Annotated in this window: 24 protein-coding genes; 3 read left to right on the plus strand and 21 right to left on the minus strand. The window is 39.3% G+C overall.

Going from position 1 to position 22,472, the window contains the following annotated elements:
- Positions 1-24 precede the first annotated feature (24 nt).
- Positions 25-345: a DUF3155 domain-containing protein gene (locus C6N34_RS11495; RefSeq protein ID WP_006278562.1), complete on the plus strand. Its 321-nt coding sequence runs from the start codon at positions 25-27 to the stop codon at positions 343-345.
- A gap of 300 nt (positions 346-645) precedes the next feature.
- On the opposite strand, the gene C6N34_RS11500 is transcribed toward C6N34_RS11495, so the two are convergent.
- Entirely contained in the window at positions 646-1,194 is a 549-nt protein-coding gene (locus tag C6N34_RS11500; protein ID WP_115538754.1) for a cofactor assembly of complex C subunit B, read from the minus strand.
- 180 nt (positions 1,195-1,374) lie between these two features.
- On the opposite strand from C6N34_RS11500, the gene C6N34_RS11505 reads away from it, so the two are divergent.
- On the plus strand, positions 1,375-1,944 hold the full coding sequence (locus tag C6N34_RS11505; RefSeq protein ID WP_006278564.1) for a DUF3611 family protein: 570 nt from the start codon (positions 1,375-1,377) through the stop codon (positions 1,942-1,944).
- 40 nt (positions 1,945-1,984) lie between these two features.
- On the plus strand, positions 1,985-3,265 hold the full coding sequence (gene serS / locus C6N34_RS11510; RefSeq protein ID WP_006278565.1) for a serine--tRNA ligase: 1,281 nt from the start codon (positions 1,985-1,987) through the stop codon (positions 3,263-3,265).
- On the opposite strand, the gene C6N34_RS11515 is transcribed toward serS, so the two are convergent.
- From C6N34_RS11515 to C6N34_RS11610, 20 genes are all read right to left on the minus strand, one after another.
- On the minus strand, positions 3,245-3,505 hold the full coding sequence (locus tag C6N34_RS11515) for a FeoA family protein (protein ID WP_057177527.1): 261 nt from the start codon (positions 3,503-3,505) through the stop codon (positions 3,245-3,247). The genes serS and C6N34_RS11515 overlap by 21 nt on opposite strands.
- A gap of 103 nt (positions 3,506-3,608) precedes the next feature.
- On the minus strand, positions 3,609-3,908 hold the full coding sequence (locus C6N34_RS11520; protein WP_006278567.1) for a 2Fe-2S iron-sulfur cluster-binding protein: 300 nt from the start codon (positions 3,906-3,908) through the stop codon (positions 3,609-3,611).
- A 140-nt stretch (positions 3,909-4,048) separates the two neighbouring features.
- On the minus strand, positions 4,049-4,414 hold the full coding sequence (locus C6N34_RS11525) for a HesB/IscA family protein (RefSeq protein WP_057177528.1): 366 nt from the start codon (positions 4,412-4,414) through the stop codon (positions 4,049-4,051).
- An 88-nt stretch (positions 4,415-4,502) separates the two neighbouring features.
- A complete protein-coding gene (locus tag C6N34_RS11530; protein ID WP_006278569.1) occupies positions 4,503-5,282 on the minus strand; it encodes a HesA/MoeB/ThiF family protein in 780 nt (259 codons plus the stop codon).
- 13 nt (positions 5,283-5,295) lie between these two features.
- Positions 5,296-5,613: a nitrogenase-stabilizing/protective protein NifW gene (gene nifW / locus C6N34_RS11535; RefSeq protein ID WP_006278570.1), complete on the minus strand. Its 318-nt coding sequence runs from the start codon at positions 5,611-5,613 to the stop codon at positions 5,296-5,298.
- Positions 5,613-5,810, minus strand: a complete 198-nt coding sequence (locus C6N34_RS11540) for a CCE_0567 family metalloprotein (protein WP_006278571.1) — start codon at positions 5,808-5,810, stop codon at positions 5,613-5,615. The genes nifW and C6N34_RS11540 overlap by 1 nt, the downstream gene beginning before the upstream one ends.
- 69 nt (positions 5,811-5,879) lie before the next feature.
- The gene (locus C6N34_RS11545; protein WP_057177529.1) at positions 5,880-6,344 is read right to left on the minus strand and encodes a NifX-associated nitrogen fixation protein; all 465 of its coding nucleotides are present in this window, start codon (positions 6,342-6,344) and stop codon (positions 5,880-5,882) included.
- Positions 6,341-6,760 (minus strand): nitrogen fixation protein NifX, encoded by a 420-nt coding sequence (nifX, locus tag C6N34_RS11550; protein ID WP_006278573.1) that lies wholly within the window; start codon positions 6,758-6,760, stop codon positions 6,341-6,343. The genes C6N34_RS11545 and nifX overlap by 4 nt, the downstream gene beginning before the upstream one ends.
- A 34-nt stretch (positions 6,761-6,794) precedes the next feature.
- Positions 6,795-8,126: a nitrogenase iron-molybdenum cofactor biosynthesis protein NifN gene (gene nifN / locus C6N34_RS11555; protein WP_057177530.1), complete on the minus strand. Its 1,332-nt coding sequence runs from the start codon at positions 8,124-8,126 to the stop codon at positions 6,795-6,797.
- An 18-nt stretch (positions 8,127-8,144) separates the two neighbouring features.
- On the minus strand, positions 8,145-9,527 hold the full coding sequence (nifE, locus tag C6N34_RS11560) for a nitrogenase iron-molybdenum cofactor biosynthesis protein NifE (RefSeq protein WP_057177531.1): 1,383 nt from the start codon (positions 9,525-9,527) through the stop codon (positions 8,145-8,147).
- Between the two features lie 448 nt (positions 9,528-9,975).
- Positions 9,976-11,511 carry a nitrogenase molybdenum-iron protein subunit beta gene (gene nifK / locus C6N34_RS11565; RefSeq protein WP_006278576.1) on the minus strand — a complete coding sequence of 512 codons (1,536 nt, stop codon included), beginning with the start codon at positions 11,509-11,511 and terminating at the stop codon, positions 9,976-9,978.
- Between the two features lie 247 nt (positions 11,512-11,758).
- Positions 11,759-13,264: a nitrogenase molybdenum-iron protein alpha chain gene (gene nifD, locus C6N34_RS11570; RefSeq protein ID WP_115538753.1), complete on the minus strand. Its 1,506-nt coding sequence runs from the start codon at positions 13,262-13,264 to the stop codon at positions 11,759-11,761.
- A gap of 116 nt (positions 13,265-13,380) precedes the next feature.
- Positions 13,381-14,268: a nitrogenase iron protein gene (nifH, locus tag C6N34_RS11575; protein ID WP_057177533.1), complete on the minus strand. Its 888-nt coding sequence runs from the start codon at positions 14,266-14,268 to the stop codon at positions 13,381-13,383.
- Between the two features lie 182 nt (positions 14,269-14,450).
- Positions 14,451-15,377, minus strand: coding sequence for a Fe-S cluster assembly protein NifU (gene nifU / locus C6N34_RS11580; RefSeq protein ID WP_006278579.1), 927 nt, complete (start codon positions 15,375-15,377; stop codon positions 14,451-14,453).
- Between the two features lie 48 nt (positions 15,378-15,425).
- A complete protein-coding gene (gene nifS, locus C6N34_RS11585) occupies positions 15,426-16,631 on the minus strand; it encodes a cysteine desulfurase NifS (RefSeq protein WP_040009945.1) in 1,206 nt (401 codons plus the stop codon).
- Positions 16,632-16,736: 105 nt separating this feature from the next.
- A complete protein-coding gene (locus C6N34_RS11590) occupies positions 16,737-17,075 on the minus strand; it encodes a 4Fe-4S binding protein (RefSeq protein WP_115538752.1) in 339 nt (112 codons plus the stop codon).
- A gap of 109 nt (positions 17,076-17,184) precedes the next feature.
- Positions 17,185-18,618 carry a nitrogenase cofactor biosynthesis protein NifB gene (gene nifB / locus C6N34_RS11595; protein ID WP_006278582.1) on the minus strand — a complete coding sequence of 478 codons (1,434 nt, stop codon included), beginning with the start codon at positions 18,616-18,618 and terminating at the stop codon, positions 17,185-17,187.
- A 411-nt stretch (positions 18,619-19,029) separates the two neighbouring features.
- Positions 19,030-19,383 carry a translation initiation factor gene (locus C6N34_RS11600; RefSeq protein ID WP_115538751.1) on the minus strand — a complete coding sequence of 118 codons (354 nt, stop codon included), beginning with the start codon at positions 19,381-19,383 and terminating at the stop codon, positions 19,030-19,032.
- Between the two features lie 94 nt (positions 19,384-19,477).
- Positions 19,478-20,134, minus strand: a complete 657-nt coding sequence (locus C6N34_RS11605; RefSeq protein WP_057177535.1) for a hypothetical protein — start codon at positions 20,132-20,134, stop codon at positions 19,478-19,480.
- 180 nt (positions 20,135-20,314) lie between these two features.
- A complete protein-coding gene (locus C6N34_RS11610) occupies positions 20,315-22,366 on the minus strand; it encodes an S-layer homology domain-containing protein (RefSeq protein ID WP_115538750.1) in 2,052 nt (683 codons plus the stop codon).
- Positions 22,367-22,472 lie beyond the last annotated feature (106 nt).

A 22,472-nucleotide genomic window follows, 5' to 3' on the forward strand; every position in this document is an offset into this window, starting at 1 on the left:
AGCTTGAAAGAGGAGGACAATAAGTTGGCAAGGAGACGTAAAAGAAAAAGCCGTCGTCGTCAGGAAGGACGACGGATTCTGGAAAATGTGCCTCAGTACAGCATAGAAAGCGGCGAAGACAAACCAGTGACAGCAGCGAGAAAGTTTATTCACGCTGAAGGTATCTTGCCTCCTGCCTTGCTATTAGTAAAAAGGAACGAACACACCACAGACCGTTATTTTTGGGCGGAAAAGGGTCTGTTTGGTGCTCAATACGTAGAAGAGAACCATTTTTTATTCCCTAGCTTGAGAATGTTGGAAACTCCAGCTAGTGCAGAACAACTAGTGAATCTGGCAAATCGCTAGGTTCTGGAATGGTTTTTTTACGCATTCAACTTCTTACTTCTGACCCCAAAATCAATTAACTGGCAAAATTGAACAGTTGACGCAAAAATTCAATTTTTTTTTAGTTTGTGGCCGAACTGACAGTGGTGCTAATCAATTGGATAATTAAACCTGGTACAGCAGAGAGTGACAACAAAATCAAGCGAAGGGTATGTTACTAAAATAACTGAGTTAAGTTGATTTCTTAGTAAGACCATTAATACAAAGTTTGTTATGTGCTCTCTGTTTTCCGGTTGGAAGTAGGTAATTGGTGTCAGGGTGTTAGGTTATCACATCGACAATTTTTACTTGTAAAGCTTTTACTTGTAAAGCCCTTTTTAACTCCGCGAGTTCATCTCGGTGAGCAGTGACAGTGATTATACTTGAGGGGTGTTGTTCATTTTGGCAAAACTCCATTTTGAGTAATACCTTCTCAATTCTTCCGGATTGGCGCCAGTAGAATATACCACTTAATGGTGCTACTAAAACCAAAAAAAATGGATTCTGACTGGAAAAAAGCTGGGCTAAAACTAGTCCTAGACAAGCAAGACCTAGAGCAGCTAAAACAGTCAGAAACACAGCTAAAAACCAACTAGGTTGGACAAAGCCCTCGAAAATGACTTCCTTTTTTTCTGGATCTGCGGAAACCACTCGATAAGCACGGGATTGGAAATAGTCCTTGAGTTGACCCATCAGGATGGTTTCATCGTCTTCAGAGGCTATTTTTGCTTGTTCAGTGCGATCTTTGGTGGAAGCACGAATAAAGAAAAACAACCCCACAAGCAATAACAAGGTGAGGAGAAAGGTGGATGGAATGATAGCAGTATCCATGACTTTTATTTTTTTAAATGAATCCCACCTATTTATTATTAATGATTGTTGATCTATTCTGGAGTCAAACCAGTCAAGTGGGATTTTTGATAGTCACTAAGAGATAAGCTACTAGATCTATTGACTTTTATAGAAGTTTCTTAAAGAGTTTATTGATCCTACTATGGGAATTATTTAAATATGACGAAGGACTTGGAAATGCAATCCACTAATATAAGAGCGATCGCCCAGATGTTTCGCTTAGCGGGTTGGATTAGTTTTTGGATACAACTAGTATTAGGTGTGATATCTGGGATAATAGTATTGCTATATGCCTTTTTTAGTCAGAGACCGGGTAGTCCTAATAACAATCCGGGCACGGGATTTGGCATATTTTTGGCCGTATGTGGATTAATAGTTTTAGGTGCGGGTATTTATTTAGGTTACAGGTATACAAGAATTGGTAAACAACTGGACTCATCCAATCCTAGCAATCGTCCACGAAAACTAGAGAGTGTACAGGTGATTAGACTAGGCGTATGGATTAATCTAGGAGGTATTTTAGTGACTTTATTAGGTGCTCAAGCAATTGTAGGCACATTGGTTGCCCGATCAATTTCCCCCCAAGCAGTTACAACCCAGCTATTTGATCCAAATCGAGTGATTAGCGGATTGGATATGTTAGTTGTTCAAGCGAACACCAATACAATTTCAGCTCATTTTGCAGGGCTTGTTTGTTCACTGTTTTTACTAAATCGAATCACAAGATAGTTGATCGAAAATTTTTCAATCTTTTTTGGAGTGATGACCAATGCTGGATATTAAACAGATTAGAGAAAACCCACAACTGATACAGAAAAAGCTGAATAGTCGCGGTGGTAAATATGAAATTCAGCCCATATTGGATTTAAGCCAAAAACAACGGGAGTTGGAATTAGAGCGCAACGAATTGCAAGCTAGAAGTAATGAAATTGGTAAACTGGTAGGTCAAAAGGTAAAAACAGGAATTAGTCCTCAAAGTGAAGAACTTCTCTCGTTAAAGGAAGAAGGCAATCTGGTTAAAACTAAACTAAGCGATTTAGAACCTAGAGAAAAAGAGTTAAAAGGGCAAATTGAACAGTTGTTATTAGCACTTCCCAATCTTCCCAGCGACAGTACCCCCATTGGTGAAAGCGAAGATGATAATCCGGAGATTAGAAGATGGGGAGATGAATATAAACCCCAAAATGCCAATATATTACCCCACTGGGAAATAGGAGAAAAGTTAGGTATCTTAAACTTTGAAAGAGCAGTAAAGATAGCTCAAAGTAGGTTTGTGAACTTAATAGGTGCAGGGGCTGCTTTGGAACGAGCACTAATTCAATTTATGTTAAGCAAGCACATAGAAAACGGTTATATTGAGATTAGCCCACCCTTATTAGTAAATACGGATTCTCTGACGGGAACTGGACAACTGCCCAAATTTGCCCAAGAGAGTTTTAAATGTGCAGAGGATGAGTTATGGTTAATTCCTACAGCAGAAGTTCCCGTCACTAATTTATATAGAGGGGAAATTTTGAACAAAGAAGATTTACCAATCTATCATACTGCATATACTCCCTGTTTTAGAAGAGAAGCTGGTAGCTATGGTAGGGATATGCGCGGTTTAATTAGACTGCATCAATTCAATAAAGTTGAGCTGGTAAAGATAGTGAGCCCCGAATCTTCTTTTGAGGAATTAGAGAAATTAGTAGGGAGTGCGGAGTCAATTTTACAGTCTTTAAAATTACCGTACCGAGTAATTGAACTATGTACTGGTGATTTAGGGTTTGGAGCAACCAAAACCTATGATTTAGAGGTGTGGTTGCCATCCTTTAACAAATATAGAGAGATTTCCAGTTGTTCTAATTGTATTGACTTTCAAGCTAGGAGAGCAGATATTCGGTTTAAAGAGGCTGGTAAAAAAGGAACGCGTTTTGTACATACACTAAATGGTTCCGGACTAGCTGTAGGAAGGACAATGGCAGCGATTTTAGAGAATTATCAGCAAGCTGATGGAACAGTTAAAGTACCAGAAGCGTTGCAGAGCTATTTAGGTAGAGAAGTTTTGTAATACTCTGACATAAATAGCTCCCATGGTTTCCCTATCTATAGTCATAGATACATTTGCAGCTTTAATAATAAAAACTGGCAATTTTTGCTCAACCATGATATTAGTTCCTGTCCTAATACCCATTGAAATCAACTTTTTTTTAATGATTTCATTTTGGGGTTGACAGACTGTAACAATTCCCTTTTCTCCAGTTTGAAGTAATTCCAAAGAACAACCAACCACAGTAAAAGGAGTAAACATTGTCAAAATACTCACAGAAATTGAAATAGGAGTAATCTTCTAACTTGTATATGGTCCAGAACGCTAGGGTTGATGATTAGGTAGGCGTTCTGGTTCGCCTTAGCTATACAAGATTTGCTTCTTGATGGGTTTTAATTGTACAGTTAGAGCGAGGATAGGTAACACATAATAGGGCAAACTTCTTAGATAATTGGTCATCATCTAAGAAATTTTGATCATCTTGGTTAATCTCACCTTCTATAATTTTGCCCACACAACTAGAGCAAGAACCAGCGTGACAAGAAACAGGCAATTCAATATCTGCTTCTGCTGCTGCATCAACAATTGATGTCTCTTCATCACAGTCAATTGTAGCATCTAAACCTTGCTTTTCGTTAACCAATCTGACTTTATAGGTAGCCATAGTCTTTCTCCTGAAAATTGAATAGAATTTGTAGTTTAGGTAGATGCTACCCAGACAAAAATGTGGAGAATGTTCACGGTTGTAAACTGATGCGATGGAACTAGTTTCCTTATTTATTTTTTCCCAAATTCCAAATAGTTTTAGCTGTAAGGTACACCATTGGGTGAACAATCTCCCGATTTGAAAGACTTACCACAACCACAAGTATCGGTAGCGTTTGGATTAGAGAACTTAAAACCGCTATCCATGACTCCTTCAATAAAATCAATTTCCACCCCTTCTAACAAGGGCGCACTTTTAGCATCAATATAAAGCAACACATTTCCCTGTTTAGTAACAATATCATCAGGTTGGGGTTGACTGGTGATTTCAATACCATATTCATAGCCACTACAACCACCATTTTTTACAGAAATGCGTACACCTGACTGATTTTCTTGGGTAGCAGAAGTTTTTAAAAACGCCCGCAAACGAAATTCCGCCTTTTCGGTTAAAGTTATAGTCATTTTTTTTCCTATTGGCTAAGATTTAGATTGGCTGATGGTTTATTTCTCAATTCCATCATCAAGTTCATGAAGTTTTAGGAATAAATCTTTAAACAGATAAAGACTGAGATTGGGAATATCGCCAAGGTGCAGTGTTACCACAAACTGGACAATTACGATCCCTCTGGGAACGACGCTTAACAAATTCCATTCTGGAAAAATTAATTGTTAGCAGTTCTGACAACAATGGTTGACTAAAACCTGTAATGAGTTTAATAGCTTCCAGAGCAGTTAAACAAGCTAAAGTTCCAGAAACAGCACCCAAAACTGAAAACCCACGTCTATCCCAATCCGGTTTTTCTGGAAACAAACAGGATAAACAGGGAGTAACACCGGGAATAATTGTTGTTAGGTATGCTTCCATTCCATCCATAGCTGCTTCTACCATTGGTTTGCGCCAACGCACACAAGCTGCATTTAGTAAATTCCGCTCGTTGAAATTGTGAGCACAATCCAGGGCCATATCAGCAGATTGCACTAAAGAGTCTACATTTTCTGCAGTGATATAATCATGAACTGCTTCAATTTCCACATCGGGATTAATAGCTTCGAGTGTTTCCTTCGCCTTAAAAATTCTTGGTTTACCTACCCAATCATCGGTCATTAAAACCTGGCGATTCATGTCATCCAGACGTAAATCACCACCACGAACTAAAATCAGACGCCCAACACCTGCTACTGCTAAATAAAGAGCTGCAGTACCACCTAATCCCCCCACACCAGTCACCAGAATCGTCGCTGATTTAAGACGATTTTGAGCTAGTTCACCGAAATTTGGCAGCATCATTTGGCGACTATACCGCTCTAATTCCTTAGGCGTTAGACTCATTAATTCATACCTCCTAATCAGATATAATGTCTGTTAAAGTAACTACATTTTTCGGTTTATCATTGAACACCTTGAACAGTTTTTGTTCATGGGGTGTGGATTCCATAAAAACTTGATATGCTTGTTGCAGTGCTGTACTATATTTCTCCAATCTTTCTGAATCACTTAAATTGGGATATTCTTGATTAATTTCATACATAAATTGAGAAAACTTCTTCAAAATATGTAGACGATTAACATTAACAAAGTGTTGATCGTAAGCCAGATTAAAAAATTGAAAATATGCCTCCGCATCCACAATTTGTTTAAATTCTTCCATAGTTCTATTCATTAACTTGTCTCCATAGTTTTTAGTTGTTGTTTTAGCCGATCTAATTCTTTGTATATTTCATAGGTTTCAGCTGCAACAGTCATCAATTTTTCGTAATCTGTTGGCAGTCCTTCCGCTAAATCATGCAGATCCATTTTCATTTGACCTGCTTTACTATTTAGCCTTTTGATTGTATTTCTTAGATCTTCAATTGTCATTGCAATAGATGATGAGTAATTAGTAGACTGAGCATAGGTAGTTATGGAAAAGTTATTGAGAATCTCAAACTACAAGTTACCAACTTGTGGAAAACGTTGAGCTAAATCAATTCCTTTTTGGACAAAGTTTTGCCCCTCTTCATTTAACTTTTCCAGAGATTCAAATCCAAAACGATGGGCATCTCGTAAAGTTTTGATAGCCAACAATAGTCGCCCAGAAAAAACTAGCGCCCAACCAAAACCCTCATGACCTAATTGAATCACCACATTAGAAATCATACCAGTTTCTTGCTCAATACTAGCAGCTACAGCTCGAAAAAAGGCATTAATTCGAGCAATAGTTGCCGGATCGATTTCTCCTTCTACAGAGATTTGTTTTTTGTTCTGCTTGGTCACAACAAAGGGTTTGAGAATTAATTCATCAGACCAATTTCGATAAAAACCATAGCTATCACTAGCTCTGATCTGTTGTACCAAAGTTTTTAAAAACGGGGAGACTGTACCATTTCCGTTCACACTATTATTTTGACTCATATTGCAGCTTCGTTTTCTACTTCCTCTAAAAAATTAGATTTCTTTTGACCTAGAGCCTTCCGTAACCAAGGTGGAGGATTCCCTTTTAAGGTTTGCACTAGTTTATTTAAGATTTCGGCAATTTCTTCCTCTTCAGATTTGGCTTTTACCGGAGTCACACCATGTTTAATTAGTTTAGCGGCCGCACTACCACCAATTGCCAGAACATAAACTATAGTACAGTCATGTAAGGCCTCAAGTTTAGGGGTAATTTTATCCTCATTGCCATCTTCCTTTAACTCACCATCAAACCTGAGAGTCTCCCTAAATTCATAGCCTTGATCGGAAATTTCATAAACATCAATTTCCTTAGCCCATCCAAAATGGGCATTGACGTGAATTCTATCACTGGTCGTAAATGCAATTTTCACTTTCATTTGTCCTTTATAACTAACAACTTGAGAATTTGATTTATCCCCTATTCATTACATGTTGCCATTGTTGCATCATTAATGACTCTTCATGTTCTATAAACAGGTTGCCAATGGCAAACAGAACTTCCATAGTTCCTCGATAACCAACCTTGGTAAATAATCCATTTCCCAATCTGTCATAAATTGGTATTCCTAAACGATAAAGGGGAATACTCAGACGTTTGGCAATGGTATTTACATTAGAGTTGCCAATCAATAAATCAGATCCAACTGCTATATCTGCCAAATCTTCCAAATCCCCAATGGTGACACTTTTAATGGGTAAAATATCTAATAAGGGGGATTTAGTGGTGCTCACAGCTCCATGAATACAAGCACCCATAGACTGTAAAAACCTAATCATAGACCACATTAAATCTGGCTCTAATGCTAAAGAAATTCGTTTGGCACCTAAATAAAAATGAGTGTCTAACATCCCATCTTGTAATTGACGACGTTGACGACTATATTTTTCCGGAACCGGATTTCCACTTAATACCGACAAAGCTTGCAAAAATTCATCCACCGGTTCTAAACCTGTTAAATCTCGAAAGACCTCATAATCGGTATTAAATCTTTCTTGAAGAATTTTTGCTGCCCCGCGCATACTTTCACCCAATGCAATAGTAAAAGCTGAACTACCCACAGCACGCAGTTCTGGGAGAGTAGTCCCACTCACTGTTACCGCACGATAATCATCTTCCAGATGACCGTCTAGAGAAGCACCTAAATTGGGTACAAAAATAGGTTCTAATCCAAAGGATTTGACCATTTCTTCAATTTCTTGAATGTCCCCAGGAGTAAAAGCAGAACCGGCCAAAATGGTAATTTGCTCTGTTTTTACCCCTCCAGCTTTAGGTATTTGCTGGACAATACTTTCCACAGCAACTGCAAAACCATCTTGTAATGCACCTTTAAAATCAGGAGTAGGGGCAAAAATAATTGGTAAATGGTCTAATTCAGGATGACGTTTTCTAATTTCCTTCAAAAAACGTTCAATATCATCCCCCCTAGTTTCTGTTAATCCAGTGGTACATAATCCAATAATTTCCGGTTTAGCTTTTTCCACCAGAGTTAAAATTGCTTGTTCCACATTTTCCTCTCCCCCCAAAATGGTGGTGACTTCTGTCATAGCTGTGGTAGCTAAGGGAATTGCTTCCCGAAAATGTCGTACTAATACAACCTTAGCAAAAGCTGTACAACCTTGGGAACCATGAAATAAAGGCATTGTTCCTTTCAATCCCAGAAAAGCCAAAGCAGCTCCCAAGGCTTGACTTTGTTTTAGGGGATTAACCGAAACTGGTTTATTAGGAATAGTGACTATTGCCATAAATGTAATCTTTAATAATTAAAATGTTTCCCCATTATCCCATGGTGCTGGTTTGCGAATTTGTTCCCAGATGGGACTATATAAAGCTTCGTACAATTCTCTGGCCATTTCCACCATTCCCATATAACCAGCATAGGGATGATGACGCTCTTGATTAATATCTAAAAAGGGAATTCTTGCTTTTAATGCTGTGTACTGATTTCTGCCACCAGCTATTAACATATCGGCTTTTGTATCCCTCACTAATTTTAATAATTCCTGGGCATTACCTTTTTCTAACATAATGCCATCATTGCCTAGTAATTTCTTGATTTTAGCCTTATCCTCTTCCGTACTTTTTCTAGTACTTGTTGCCACTACTTCTATCCCTAAATCTTTAGCAGCAGAAATAATTGACCAACTTTTTACTCCCCCAGTATATAGTACCACTCGTTTACCCTTTAGTCTTTCTCTATAAGGTGCTAGAGCAATATCTAAAGCAGCAGTTTCTTCAGCAATTAATTTCTTAGTCCGTGCTTGTAATTCCCCATCTCCTAATTTAGCCGCCACATTTATTAGACAATGATTAATATCATCTATCCCATAAAATGACTCTTCAATATAGGGAATACCATAGCGTTCCTCCATTTTCCGCGCCATATTTAATAATGCCCGCGAGCAGATCATCACATTTAACTTAGCTCGATGAGCGTATGTAATTTCTTGATAACGAGCATCACCAGTAATTTTGGCAAGGACTCGAATCCCCAATTTCTCAAATAAGGGCAAAACACCCCACATTTCTCCCGCAATATTGTACTCACCAATCAAATTAATATCATATGGTGTGGTATGTTCTGGTTCACCAGTTCCCACCACATATTCCAATAAAGATTCACCTGCAAATCGATTTCCCAAATTTTTACTGCCAATAAATCCAGGAGAAATTACGGGAATCACTGGAATGCCAATTTTTTCAGCTGCTACTTTACATACTGCTTCCATATCATCGCCAATCAAAGCAGTTACACAGGTAGCGTAAACAAATACAGCTGATGGTTGATAACGTTTGTGAATTTCTAGAATGGCTTGATATAATTTTTTCTCACCTCCAAAAATTACATCATTTTCTGTTAAGTCAGTGGTGAAACCGGTCTTATACAGCATTGGTCCAGAAGACAAACTACCTCGACTCCCCCAGGAATTTCCCGCGCACGCAATTGGACCATGGACTAAATGTGCTGCATCAGTGATGGGCACTAAGGCTATCATTGCACCATCAAAAGCACAACCACCTTGAGCAGCACCGGGTTGAGCTTGTTGGGTGCAGGATTTATTTTTCTTTTGTGCTTGCTTTTTTTGATTATGTTCACACCCTGATTCATTCAGCAGTTCGTTAATTTTGCCTTGGGTCATTTTCATATTGATGTCTCGCTTTATGTCTGGTCTTGACAGTTTTTATAATTCAGTTACTTTCCAAAACTTCAAGGTTGGAAATATCTATAGACTTACTGCAAAATTCCTCTTCACATTAGATTCACACATTTCAATTCTCAAAAAAAGATATCTATTTATCCGTAACTGAATTTTTATAACAGCAATTCTTGATAATTTCGGTACTGGAGAATTTTTCCGTTGGTTTAATACCAGGTGATTCATTGAAATAGGGAATTGGGTTAATACCCAATCCCCATCCGATACTAACTTAGGGATTAGTGGCCTCAAGATGATGCTTGACAACTAAGTAGGTGGGTGGAATTAAACATGAACGTAGGTTGGGTTGAGGAACGAAACCCAACGCCCCCATGGGTTACCCTACCACTAACCCATCCTACAAATAATTGTGCCTCCCTACTTAACCGTTATTTGTCTAGCGAATTAAGTCGTAAGAAATATCTGTCTTACCAGGAACATTGGTATTGCGGTCAATTTCTTCAAAGATAGTGTTAACAATCCAGCTCAACAAGTTAATAACACCCTTGTAACCAACGGTTGCATAACGGTGGTAGTGGTGACGATCCATGATGGGATAACCAATTCTAACTAAAGGTACACCACAATCACGCCACAAATACTTACCGTAGGAGTTACCAATTAATAGGTCTACGGGTTCAGTAAACAATAGGGAACGTAAGTGCCATAAGTCCTTACCACCCCAGATTTTAGCTTCTTTACCGAATTCACTAGAATCTAGAAGACCTCTCAATTCTTTCTCAAATACTTCATTAGTGTTGTGAACCAAAATGTGTACAGGTTCAGCACCCATTTCTAGCATGAACCCAACAACACTATACACTAAGTCAGGATCACCGTAGATAGCAAAACGCTTACCATGTACCCACGCATGGGAGTCAGTCATAGCGTCAACTGCACGACCACGTTCTACTTCTAATTCAGCAGGAATTGCTTTACCAGTTAACTCGCTGAGTTTCATCAAGAATTCGTCTGTACCCTTAATACCCCAAGGACGAGAAACTTCAACTTTTTGACCCCATTCCTTAGCGATGTAGTCGCGGGTTTTGCTGGTGGAGTAAGCTTGGAGAGCAACAGTAGCTTTAGCGTTGATGGAGTCCGCTGCGTCTTCTAGTTTTGTGCCACCTGGGTACATGTTAAATTCACCATCGTTAGGTGAGTCAACATAATCACTGTTGTCAGATAACAGGGTGTAGTTAATACCCATTAGGTCAGCTATACGCTTCACTTCACGGTTGTTTTCTACATAAGTGTCGAAACCGGGGATGAAGTTGATTTTACCATTACTGGTGGCTTTCTTTTTACCTGCTGTTAGGTTAGAAAGAATACCCTTCATCATGTTGTCATAACCGGTGATGTGGGATCCTACAAAACTAGGTGTGTGTGCAAAAGGTACGGGTAAATCCTGGGGTACAGAACCAGCATTCTTAGCATTGGTGATAAATGCACCCAGGTCATCACCGATAACTTCCGCCATACAGGTGGTGCAAACTGCAATCATTTTAGGTTTGTAAAGTGTGTATGCATTTGCTAAACCATCAATCATGTTTTGCAGACCACCGAAAACCGCAGCGTCTTCAGTCATGGAAGAAGAAACGCCAGAAAATGGTTCTTTATAGTGACGGGTTAAGTGTGTACGGAAATAAGCAACGCAACCTTGAGAACCTTGAACGAAGGGAAGAGTGCCTTCAAAACCCACCGCAGCGAACATAGCACCCAAAGGTTGGCAACCTTTAGCAGGGTTAATGGTTAAAGCTTCACGAGCGAAGTTCTTTTCACGATATTCCCAGGTCTTTGTCCATTCTGCAACCCGTTGAACTTCTTCAGGGGTGTGACCATTTTCAAATTCTTTCTTGTTTTGGAACAGTTGTTGGTATTCTGGTTGGTGGAATAGTTCAACGTGATCCTTGATTTTTTCCGGATTCTGAGGCATTTCTAGTTCTCCAAGATTGCTGTATATGTTGTGTTTCTGTGGCGATATCAGTTAATTGCCCCTTTTTAAGTAGGGGGTCAGAAATGTTGCCCAAAATTCAGAATGGAAAATTCAAACTTGAGAACTTTTAATTTTGAATCTTGAATTTCTCACCCCCACTTTGCCCATATTTTCACTTATATTGGTCAGTGCTTATAGGATACTGTTTAGTATTTATGGGGGCAATTTACCCTGATATTTTCTTTGCTTAGACTGCTGCTGTAGCTTTTCTTAAAGCTTTCTTGGCAGATTTGTTCCAGGGAGCACCGATTAATCCCCAAGTTGGACTGTTGAGTGCCAAATCCATGTCACGAGCGAAAATGGCAAACCCGTCGTAACCGTGGTAAGGACCAGAATAATCCCAAGAGTGCATTTGACGGAAAGGAAGACCCATCTTTTGGAATACGTACTTCTCTTTTACGCCAGAAGCAATTAAATCTGGCTTCAGAGCTTTGATGAATTCTTCAAATTCAAAGGCGGTTACGTCGTCATAAACGATTGTGCCATTGTCAATATAGTGAGTGGTACGTTTATAGTCGTCACTGTGAGCAAACTCGTAACCTGTACCAACTAACTTCATGCCCAAATCGTTGAATGCAGGTACGACGTGACGAGGACGTAAACCACCAACCATCATGGCTACGGTTTTACCTTCCAAGCGAGGACCGTATTTAGCAATAATCGCATCGATGGAAGGCTGATACTTAGCAATTACCTTTTCAGCATTTTCTTGAATCTTAGAGTCAAATCTGGCTGCGATCGCTCTTAAAGATTCAGCAATCTTGGTAGGTCCGAAGAAATTATACTCCATCCAAGGAATACCATAAGCTTCTTCCATGTGACGACTGATATAGTTCATAGAACGATAACAGTGAATGAGGTTGATCTTCACATTAGGAGTCAACAACATTTCATTAATAGTACCGTCACCAGACCACTGAGCAACAACACGTAAACCAAGTTCTTCTAAAAGAATACGGCTAGCCCAAGCGTCGCCACCGATGTTATAATCACCAATAATTGCTACGTCATAGGGGGTAGATTCAAACTTGAGACTACCGTCTTTTTTAGCTTGATCTGCTCTGGGGAATACCCAGTCACGGATTTGGTCGTTAGCGATGTGGTGTCCCAAAGACTGAGATACCCCACGGAAACCTTCGCAACGGACAGGAACCACTGGTTTACCCAGTTCCTTAGCAGCTGTCTTAGAAACCGCTTCGATATCATCTCCAATCAAACCAATAGGACATTCAGATTGGACAGAAACACCACGGTTGAGGGGGAACAATTCTTCCAACTCTTGAATCAACTTCAATAACTTCTTGTCTCCACCAAACACAATGTCCCGTTCTTGGAAATCAGAAGTGAAGTGCATAGTACCAAAGGTATCAACACCTGTAGTACCTAAATAATAGTTACGACGACCAGACCAAGACCAGTAACCACAACCTACAGGACCATGGCTGATATGAATCATGTCCTTAATAGGACCCCAAACCACACCCTTGGAACCTGCATAAGCACAACCACGGGCGGTCATTACACCAGGTAAAGATTTGATGTTAGATTTAACACCACAATCTGTTTTACCTTCTTCGTGTACATTCAGATGCTTCTCACGCTTCTTAGCAGCTTTTTCAGGGTAAGCTTGGAGAACTTCTTTAATCAGTTCTTTTCTTTCTTCAACAATCTTCTTGTTGTCTTGAGGTGTCATGTCTGTTTGCTCTTTCTAGTATTGTTTAGGTAGGGGAATCCCCAAATTTGCCAAAGAAAGGTAAAAAGGAAATTAATGTAGAGCATTCCTTTTTCCCATTTCTCAATCAATAAATACTACTTGCTTGCAGAAGCAGGCTTGCCAATTACTTCAGCGTTTTTGCTGTCATCATCAAGAATACCATACTCAATCAACAGAGCTTCTAACTCATCCATTTCCATGGGGGTAGGAATAGTTAGCTTGGTGTTATTGATGATCTTTTGACCCAATGCACGGTATTCATGAGCCTGGTTACTATCAGGTGCATACTCGTTAACTGTCATACGACGCAACTCCGCGTGTTGAACAATGTTATCACGAGGTACGAAGTGAATCATTTGGGTGTTTAAACGTTCAGCTAAGTTTTCAATCAATTCAGCTTCACGGTCAACCTTACGGCTATTACAGATTAAACCACCTAAACGCACACCACCGGAGTGAGCATATTTCAAAATACCACGAGCGATGTTGTTTGCAGCGTACATCGCCATCATTTCACCGGAGGTAACGATGTAGATTTCTTGTGCTTTACCTTCACGAATGGGCATAGCGAAACCACCACATACAACGTCACCCAATACGTCGTAGGAAACGAAGTCTAAATCTTGGTAAGCACCATTTTCTTCTAAAAAGTTAATGGCAGTGATAATACCACGACCAGCACAACCTACACCGGGTTCTGGACCACCAGATTCCACGCATTTAACACCACGGAATCCGGCCAGCATTACTTCTTCCAATTCCAGGTCTTCTACAGCACCTTTCTCAGCAGCCAAGTGCAATACGGTAGTTTGAGCTTTAGAGTGCAGCATCAAACGGGTAGAGTCAGCTTTGGGGTCGCAACCCACAATTAGAATGCGTTGGCCCATTTCAGCCATAGCTGCTAGAGTGTTTTGAGAGGTGGTAGATTTACCAATACCGCCTTTGCCGTAGAATGCTATCTGTCTAATTCTTTCGTCGCTCATTTTTCCTAGTTCCTAGTCTGAGTGGTTTACCGGTCTTTTGTGTGTCGATTTCTCACGCCTTGTATCTACGGCAGTGAGCGTGTATAGAACGTCGCGGTTTAATGGTGGCGAACGCTCTACTAGACATAGTGCTGTTCTGTTTTTCATAATATTTATTAGAATGTAAGTATTTGGCAGCAAAACTAAACTGCTTCGACGATAATTTCCTTGTTGACGCGCTCTCGTAATCTTGATTCAATGGCTATCTTTAATGTAGCGGTACTGCTAGAACATGAACCACAGGCGCCTTTAAGAATGACTTTGACCTTATTACCTTCTATGTCATACAATTCTACGTCTCCCCCGTCGGCAATTAAAACAGGTCGGACCTCTTCATCTAATACTTTTTGAATCAGAGCAATTTTCTGTACATTAGTTAGTGGTTTTTGTTGCTCTAACTGCTCTCTTAAATTATCACCTAAAGCGGAAAATTGTTTGTGACTTACTGTACCATTTCCAGAGCCTATTTCTAGAGCAAAATCCTGTTGTACTTGTTTAATTATATCATCAATTTTTGCTAAACAAGAACCGCATCCACCACCAGCTTTTACATAATTTGTAACCTGTTCGGCGCTGAACAGATTGTTTTGTCTTACTGCTTTTTTTATCTTAGCATCTGTGATGCCAAAACAACTACAAATTAGGACACCTTCATCATCGTCCTCATGGGATGCTAGTGGAATACCTCGATAATTATAAATAGCTGCTTCTAAGGCTTCTTGTCCCATGACTGAACAGTGCATTTTAGCTTCAGGTAATCCACCCAAATATGCTGCTATTTCCTTATTGGTTACTCTTAAAGCTTCATCTAAGGTGAGACCTTTCACCATTTCGGTTAACGCACTAGAAGAAGCAATGGCACTGGTACAACCAAAAGTTTGAAAACGAGCATCGAGAATTTTATCCGTAGCTTCTTCAACTTTCAAATGCAATCTTAAAGCATCACCACATGCAATACTTCCCACTTCACCAGTAGCTATCTTAACTCCAGGTTCCCTGTTATCTTCTATTGTCCCCTGGTTTTTCGGTTCGTAAAACAATTCTAATACTTTGTCTGTATAGTCCCACATAATTGTTGATTAGAGTGTTAGATTAGGAATTTGTGGATTTACCAATGACTACTTACTACTTACTAAGGATTGCTGTTGTAACCATTGTGCTTCATCATTTTTGAAGGGAGATAAGCTGCGGAGTTTTTCCACAATTTCTGGCATGACAGCTACTACCTGATCTATTTCCTCTTGGGTAGTATAGCGAGAAAGACTAAAACGAATTGAACCATGTAAGGTAGTATAAGGTAAACCCATAGCTCTTAAAACATGAGATGGTTCTAGAGACCCAGAAGTGCAAGCAGAACCGGAGGAGGCACAAATACCATGCTTATTTAAAAGCAGCAGTATGGCCTCACCTTCAATATACTTAAAACCAATATTAGAAGTATTAGGCAAACGATGATTAATATCACCATTAACTGCACAATCAGGAATTTTAGTTAATAAACTTTGTTCCAAATTATCCCGTAGTTTTCTTTCTCTTTTAGTTACCTCTTCCAAGTGCAATAATTCCAATTGAGCAGCCTTTCCTAAACCAATAATTCCTGGAACATTTTCTGTCCCTGCTCTTCTTCCCCTTTCTTGGTGTCCACCAATTAAAAAGGGACGAAATCTCACACCACGTTTTACATACAAAGCACCAATACCCTTAGGAGCATGAATTTTATGACCAGACATAGTTAACATATCAATTGTACTAGTCTTCATATTCAAGGGTAATTTTCCTACCGCTTGTACTGCATCAACATGAAATATGGCTCCATACTCTTTTACTCTAGCACCAATTTCTTCAATTGGAAATATAGTGCCGGTTTCATTATTGGCATACATAATAGTCACCAAAGCAGTGTTTCCAGTTAGGGATGCCTCTAATTCATTCAAGTCTATTTGTCCTTGACTATTAACAGACAAATAAGTAACTTCATAACCTTGGGTTTCCAATTGTTTACAAACATTCAAAACCGCTGGGTGTTCTACTTGGGAAGTGATGATATGGCGCTTATCTGGTTGAGATAACAAAGCTGCTTTAATAGCAGCATTATCACCTTCAGTTCCACAACTTGTGAAGATGATTTCTGACTCTTGAGATCCCAATAAAGCTGCAACATTTTCTCTAGCTATTTTCACATTTTTAGCCAGTTGACCCCCGAAACTATGCATACTAGAAGGATTTGCATAGTAGTCTGTTAAATAAGGTAGCATGGCTTCCAAAACCTGAGGATCTACCTTAGTAGTTGCATTATTATCCAGATAGATACAATTTTTCAACATTTCACTCATTACTTATGATTTATTGTTTATGGCTAATAAATGGTAACGGCAAATAGAAAATGTATAGCTTGGGTATTTTACTATCTACCAATTACCATCGAGTACCTAAGCTACAATTTGATGCTTCTTTAATTGCTCCCCTAACTTCTGGGAATAGGTGTTATACCAACATTCCCAATAGTCCTGTTTGTTTGTCAGTTTAGCTATGATACGATTGTAGGTAGAAAACCAAATTTCCCAATAACCTTTCGGTTGTTCTACACACCCACTAGCTGTAGGACAAACTGCTTTACATTGAGGTACAGTGTAAATTGTGTTGGCGCAGTTTGTACATCGTTGGGCATCAATAATGTGCTTACCTTCAACTTTTTCAATTGCACCATTTGGACATGCAGATACACAAAGATTGCAGGAAATGCACTGGCTAGTAATAGTGTAAGCCATGATTATTTCTCCTTGGAGATTTTGGGCTCTAACATATAGCTTTTTCCAGAACGCCTAGGAAAAGAGTTGATGGCTAAATTGCTGGATAGGCGTTCTGGTTTGGCTAGGGCTATAAATTAGCCCTTAGATACTGTTCGTAAAATTCTAGGGCAACTTTCTCAATTAAATCGTATGATTCCACAGTCTGTATACCCGCTGCATGCAATTTCTCTTTTGGACAGTTGCCAATTTTAGCAACTAAAACTGCTTGGCAATCAGCAATTGCTTTAATTATATTTTCAGCTGTTGCTTCTTCACCGTATCCACCCTGACAATATTGATCAATTCTGCGGTGACTTACATAACGAACTTCATTTCCATCCACCTCGTAGACCTGAAATTCCTTAGCATGTCCAAAGTGTTGATTAACTAACCCACCGCCTTTAGTTGCTACAGCTACCAGAATTTTTAGCTGATTGGGTATTTTTTTACCAACAGTAACTTTTTGTCTTGCCAGTTTCAGTTCTTCTCTGAATTTCTCAATACCTTCTTGCACTTGTTGACGTTTTTCTAGATCGTATTCTGGAGACATTTCCAATAATTTCTCTTTGGTAAATTCTTGGCTGCGATCTTCTCCTAATAGTCCCACCGCATCTGCTCGACACTGACGACAGTGACGCATCATTTTCATGTTGCCAGAACATTGATCTTGCACTTCCTTGAGTTCTTTATTAGTCGGACCTGGTTGACCGTTTAACCCAAAATATGTACCATGTTCTGGAGCAGAAATCAGGGGCATAATGTTATGCAGGAATGCACCTTTTTCTCTAATTACTTTGTTAACTTCTACTAGATGTTGATCATTAATTCCAGGAATCATCACGGAATTAACTTTACATAAAATATCAGCTTCTTTTAAAGCCTGCAATCCTTCCATTTGCTTCTCTAGCAAAATTCTCGCACCTTCCACACCTTTATAACGCTTCCGCTTATAGTGAACCCAGGAATAAATTTTGGCACCTATTTCTGGGTCAATGGTGTTCAAGGTAATAGTTACGTGATCTATATTTAACTGTTTGATGCGTTCAATATATTCCGGTAGCATCAAACCATTGGTTGATAAACAAAGCTTAATATCCGGCGCTTTATCCGCAATCAACTCAAAGGTACGAAATGTTTTTTCAGGATTGGCTAGGGGATCTCCCGGTCCAGCAATTCCCAAAACTGTCATTTGGGGAATTTTACTGGCAATTACTAATACCTTATGAGCAGCTTCCTCTGGTGTCAGCAGTTCACTGACTACCCCAGGACGACTTTCGTTGGCACAATCGTATTTGCGGTTACAATAGTTACATTGAATATTGCATGCGGGAGCTACTGCTACATGCATTCTTGCATAATGGTGATGTGCTTCCTCACTATAACAAGGATGTTTAGCAATCCGCTCTTTGAGTTTTTCGTCCATTTCTGAGGTTGTTGTGCTGTCGCAACCACAACCACCAGATTTACCTGTGGGAGGTTCCTGTGGGGAGGAAGTGAGAATTCCTGTGGCCGGTAGTGTCATTGAATTTCACAAGGGTTCGGTGGAATGGTGCACTCACTTTTCGCAGTTGATTTGTTAAGGAGCGTTAAGTGATTGGCGATAAATGATTTATAGCAGCACTTTTTATGCTCCATTTATCCGTCCCTAGGATAGAATTTATTGGATTTATTACTGATGTACTCAAATGTAATCATCCCACTAAATATCAGGGTGATAAAAATTAAATCTTTTTTTTTGGGTAGGGGTGCTAGTATTTTGTTAGTGGGGTGCGAGTATTTGTCATACAGGGCTCAGGATTTCTTTGTACTCGTCTACAACTCAACACCTAAACGCCGTTTGGCAGTTTTCTTCTTCTCAGGGAATTACATTTTTTATGTACTCATAGCAAAAACGTTAAAAATCATGAAAGTGGGCTTCATACAGCAGTGATGGTCAACCACCGCTAATCTTAGCCTTGTAACCCAGTTTCAACAAAATCTCTAAAATTTTCTGTTTATGATCCCCCTGAATCTCAATTTCGTTTTCTTTCAAGGTTCCCCCTGTACCACATTGGGCTTTTAATTGCTTCAACAAACTTATAAGGTTTTCTTGTTTATTTTTAAATCCGCTAATTAAGGTCACTGTTTTACCTTTTCTTCCTGCGCGGGTAGCTTGTATCCTGATGTTTTGTTGGTTAGGGGGTAGTTCGGGAACAGGACGTTCTAGAGCTTCCGATGAATCCTTGCCAAATTCCCGGTAGACGATTCGATTGTGGGATTTTAATTTGTCTGATTTGTCCTCGGACATATGAATAAAAAAATAGTAGTTTTCCAGTTTTCAACAGTCTAGCAAATTATCTTAATTATATAACTACCAGTAATCAATTAAGAAGCAATTTTGCCTAGTTGATAGTCATAGCTATAAGTTTAGACGTAAATAATTCCGAATTGTTGGTACTTTCGGGTGTAAATTGACCAATTGGAGGGTGATTAATATTAACGGGTATTACTTCTGATAAAGGTTCCGGTGCAGATAAGCTTTCATGATTAATTACATCTTTTAAAGGCGCACTACTATTATATGGAAAATTTCTCGTCTGGGGTAGTATGGGAGGTGATGCTAGATAGGTTTCCATAAATAAATCTTCCGATAAATCATTATTCTGAAAGTGATAATTATCAGAGTGGGAGGACACTTTTTTAACTCCATTACGTGGACGGGCCAAGTTTAATGATGTTCCAACAGATAAAACAGTACCCGAGTCCTGCTTGAGAATTTGTGGGAACTTGTTACAAATCATTCGTTCAAATTCCGTATTGAAATGATAATAGACGCATCCTCTTCGTTGCCAAAATGTCAATATTTGCTGCACTGAGATTGCTTTATACCGTCCCTGATATAGAGCTTCTATAATTCCTATATGTAACCAATCATGGGGATATTCTTTACCCCAGTAGGTAACTAGGTCAATGGCAGTGTGTCCATTCAAGTCAAAACCATAGTGGACTAATAAGTTAACTGCTAATTCATCATAAGGACTGGGGAATTTTGTTAGCATGGGGTCTTAATTTTCCAGGGATGATTTCTGGGTAGTAACCTTTAGGCGATAAGTGTCAGTCTTTCTGTCAACATTTCACTGGTTGTATTTACTTCAAGGTATTGTGAGCTACAGGACGATTTTTGTATAACATAGATGTTACATATTCTAATGGTTAGTCCCAGAATAAACCATTAAAAATCAACTCTCAGCAATGGGTTTAACCCTTTTTATAGCTAATAGTGCCTGATATGTCATAGCTGCTACCTCTGCTCTGGTAGCTTCCTTTGTGGGTGACAGTATTTTTGGATCTGGATAATTGATAACTATATTTTGTTGACTTGCTGCGATCACAGCCACTTTGGCATATTCTGGGATAGCATTTTTATCCGTATAACTAAGGGAAGAGTGATTCTGGTTAGGAACCAGTCCCAGTCCGTTCACCAGAGAGACAATGACTTGTATTCTCTGGATGTTTTGATCGGGACGAAAAGTCCGGTCACTAAATCCAGCAATAAATCCTCCACTAGAAGCTATCTGAATAGCTTTGACCGCCCAAAAGTCACTGGGAATGTCTATAAAATCCACAGTTGGTCGTTTAGCTACCGGGTTGAAAGCAGCTGCTATTAAAGCTGCATACTGAGATCTGGTCATGGGTTTATCTGGTTGATAACTACCGTCAGCAAAACCACTGGTAAGATTCATGCTAACTAATGCTCTAATATATGCTTCTGCCCAGTGCCCCACTAAATCAGAAAAAGAAGGTTGTTCCTTGTCGGGTTTGACAATGTAAGGGGAAGCTATAGCTTCTGCTTCACCTTTAGCCACTAAAGCTTGGTAAATTAGGGTTGCTACTTCCGCACGGGTTATTTCTCTCAGGGGTTCCAATAAATCTGTCTGAGGATAATTCAGGACTAGCAGTTTTTGAGTGGCAATGGTTGTTGCATTAATGGCATAACTAGGAATTTGTGCGCGATCGCCATAAATTAGTAAACCATTAGGATTGCTGCCAGTGAGTTTTAAGCCATTAACAATAGATACTATAGCTTGAACCCTAGTTAAGTTTTGTCCTGGTCTAAAAGTACCATCAGGAAAACCACTTAAAAAACCCCCATCAGCTGCACTAGCAATAGCTGAATTAGCCCAGAAATCGGTTCTAACATCTTTAAACCTATTTAGATTCTGACTATCTGGTAGTTGAAAAGTTTTCTTAACCAAGGCCGCATATTGGGCACGAGTAATAGGTGTATTAGGTTGAAAAGTGCCATCAGGAAAACCGCCAATAAACCCCTTTGCTACTAAAGCTGTAATAAAAGCTGTAGCCCAGTGTGCATAAAGGTCAGAGAAGCTACTACTGATAACTGGAATAATTGTATCATTGGTGGCTGCTACCAGTTCTAACAATCCTTTAATCTGAGACGTATTGAGTTGATTACCTACGGAAATTAGACTTTGAGATGAACTATTTTGAACATCAAAATTTTCCTGTTCCCGAAAAATATTGCCTGCAGGATCCTGTGGTTTGCCAAGGTCAGGGATGGCATTACCATTAATTGATAAACCACATTGGGTATTTTGATACATTAAATTCCCCCGCAATACTGGACTAGCATCGCGGGAGATTGCCATTCCGATTTGGTTTTTCCCCAACTTGTTATTAGCAATCAAAGGTGCGGCTAAATCCGTAATAGCTATTCCCACAGGATTATTTTCAAACACATTGCGCAAAACCTCTCCCTTGCTAGAACGTGCCATCATTAAACCGCTGGCAATATTCTGTATAAAAACATTATCCAAAATCGCCGGTTTAGATTGACCAGTACTCAATATTCCTTCCCGACCACATTTACACAAAGTATTATTAGCTAAGGTTGGTGCTGCGGATTCAATCCAAATTCCAGTTCCTTTACTTACAGAGTTAGTGACCGTTATACCCAGTATACTTCCATTACCGGAAAATAACAAGGTAATGTTTTGTAGACCAAAACTGGGACTTTGATATTCACCCCCTCCGGTAATAATAATCCCTTCACCCTTTTTAGACTCATTACCCAGCAGCACGACTCCTTGGGGGATAACCAGGGGAAAAATCTCCCGGGTTTGGGTACTATAGCTTCCCTCAGACAAGCGTATAATTCCTGGAGATGGGATAGTTTTTAAGGCACGGGTGATAGTTTTAAATGGACTCAACTGTGAACCATTATTGCTATCATTACCGGTTATAGGATTTACATATAATGAAGCAAGTTTCATAATACACGTTAACACCTAAAAAGTAGTAATATAATATAAATAGTATAGGATTTGCCATCAAAATTAGAGAATAAAAACGCCCCATAAGACAATTTTTCCGCGAGTA

It is taken from the genome of Cylindrospermopsis raciborskii Cr2010 (assembly GCF_003367075.2).
GTDB classification, from domain to species: domain Bacteria; phylum Cyanobacteriota; class Cyanobacteriia; order Cyanobacteriales; family Nostocaceae; genus Raphidiopsis; species Raphidiopsis raciborskii.

What these genes read in the sequence shown, in the direction of transcription:
- nifW (WP_006278570.1), bottom strand. Translation starts at nt 5,613, where the DNA reads ATGAATAGAACTATGGAAGAATTTAAACAAATTGTGGATGCGGAGGCA.
- C6N34_RS11520 (WP_006278567.1), bottom strand. Translation starts at nt 3,908, where the DNA reads ATGGCTACCTATAAAGTCAGATTGGTTAACGAAAAGCAAGGTTTAGAT.
- nifE (WP_057177531.1), bottom strand. Translation starts at nt 9,527, where the DNA reads ATGAAAATGACCCAAGGCAAAATTAACGAACTGCTGAATGAATCAGGG.
- nifH (WP_057177533.1), bottom strand. Translation starts at nt 14,268, where the DNA reads ATGAGCGACGAAAGAATTAGACAGATAGCATTCTACGGCAAAGGCGGT.
- C6N34_RS11590 (WP_115538752.1), bottom strand. Translation starts at nt 17,075, where the DNA reads ATGGCTTACACTATTACTAGCCAGTGCATTTCCTGCAATCTTTGTGTA.
- C6N34_RS11545 (WP_057177529.1), bottom strand. Translation starts at nt 6,344, where the DNA reads ATGAGTCAAAATAATAGTGTGAACGGAAATGGTACAGTCTCCCCGTTT.
- C6N34_RS11600 (WP_115538751.1), bottom strand. Translation starts at nt 19,383, where the DNA reads ATGTCCGAGGACAAATCAGACAAATTAAAATCCCACAATCGAATCGTC.
- nifU (WP_006278579.1), bottom strand. Translation starts at nt 15,377, where the DNA reads ATGTGGGACTATACAGACAAAGTATTAGAATTGTTTTACGAACCGAAA.
- C6N34_RS11610 (WP_115538750.1), bottom strand. Translation starts at nt 22,366, where the DNA reads ATGAAACTTGCTTCATTATATGTAAATCCTATAACCGGTAATGATAGC.
- nifN (WP_057177530.1), bottom strand. Translation starts at nt 8,126, where the DNA reads ATGGCAATAGTCACTATTCCTAATAAACCAGTTTCGGTTAATCCCCTA.
- serS (WP_006278565.1), top strand. Translation starts at nt 1,985, where the DNA reads ATGCTGGATATTAAACAGATTAGAGAAAACCCACAACTGATACAGAAA.
- nifK (WP_006278576.1), bottom strand. Translation starts at nt 11,511, where the DNA reads ATGCCTCAGAATCCGGAAAAAATCAAGGATCACGTTGAACTATTCCAC.
- nifS (WP_040009945.1), bottom strand. Translation starts at nt 16,631, where the DNA reads ATGTTGAAAAATTGTATCTATCTGGATAATAATGCAACTACTAAGGTA.
- nifD (WP_115538753.1), bottom strand. Translation starts at nt 13,264, where the DNA reads ATGACACCTCAAGACAACAAGAAGATTGTTGAAGAAAGAAAAGAACTG.
- C6N34_RS11530 (WP_006278569.1), bottom strand. Translation starts at nt 5,282, where the DNA reads ATGAGTCTAACGCCTAAGGAATTAGAGCGGTATAGTCGCCAAATGATG.
- C6N34_RS11515 (WP_057177527.1), bottom strand. Translation starts at nt 3,505, where the DNA reads ATGTTTACTCCTTTTACTGTGGTTGGTTGTTCTTTGGAATTACTTCAA.
- C6N34_RS11605 (WP_057177535.1), bottom strand. Translation starts at nt 20,134, where the DNA reads ATGCTAACAAAATTCCCCAGTCCTTATGATGAATTAGCAGTTAACTTA.
- nifB (WP_006278582.1), bottom strand. Translation starts at nt 18,618, where the DNA reads ATGACACTACCGGCCACAGGAATTCTCACTTCCTCCCCACAGGAACCT.
- nifX (WP_006278573.1), bottom strand. Translation starts at nt 6,760, where the DNA reads ATGAAAGTGAAAATTGCATTTACGACCAGTGATAGAATTCACGTCAAT.
- C6N34_RS11525 (WP_057177528.1), bottom strand. Translation starts at nt 4,414, where the DNA reads ATGACTATAACTTTAACCGAAAAGGCGGAATTTCGTTTGCGGGCGTTT.
- C6N34_RS11540 (WP_006278571.1), bottom strand. Translation starts at nt 5,810, where the DNA reads ATGACAATTGAAGATCTAAGAAATACAATCAAAAGGCTAAATAGTAAA.
- C6N34_RS11505 (WP_006278564.1), top strand. Translation starts at nt 1,375, where the DNA reads ATGACGAAGGACTTGGAAATGCAATCCACTAATATAAGAGCGATCGCC.
- C6N34_RS11500 (WP_115538754.1), bottom strand. Translation starts at nt 1,194, where the DNA reads ATGGATACTGCTATCATTCCATCCACCTTTCTCCTCACCTTGTTATTG.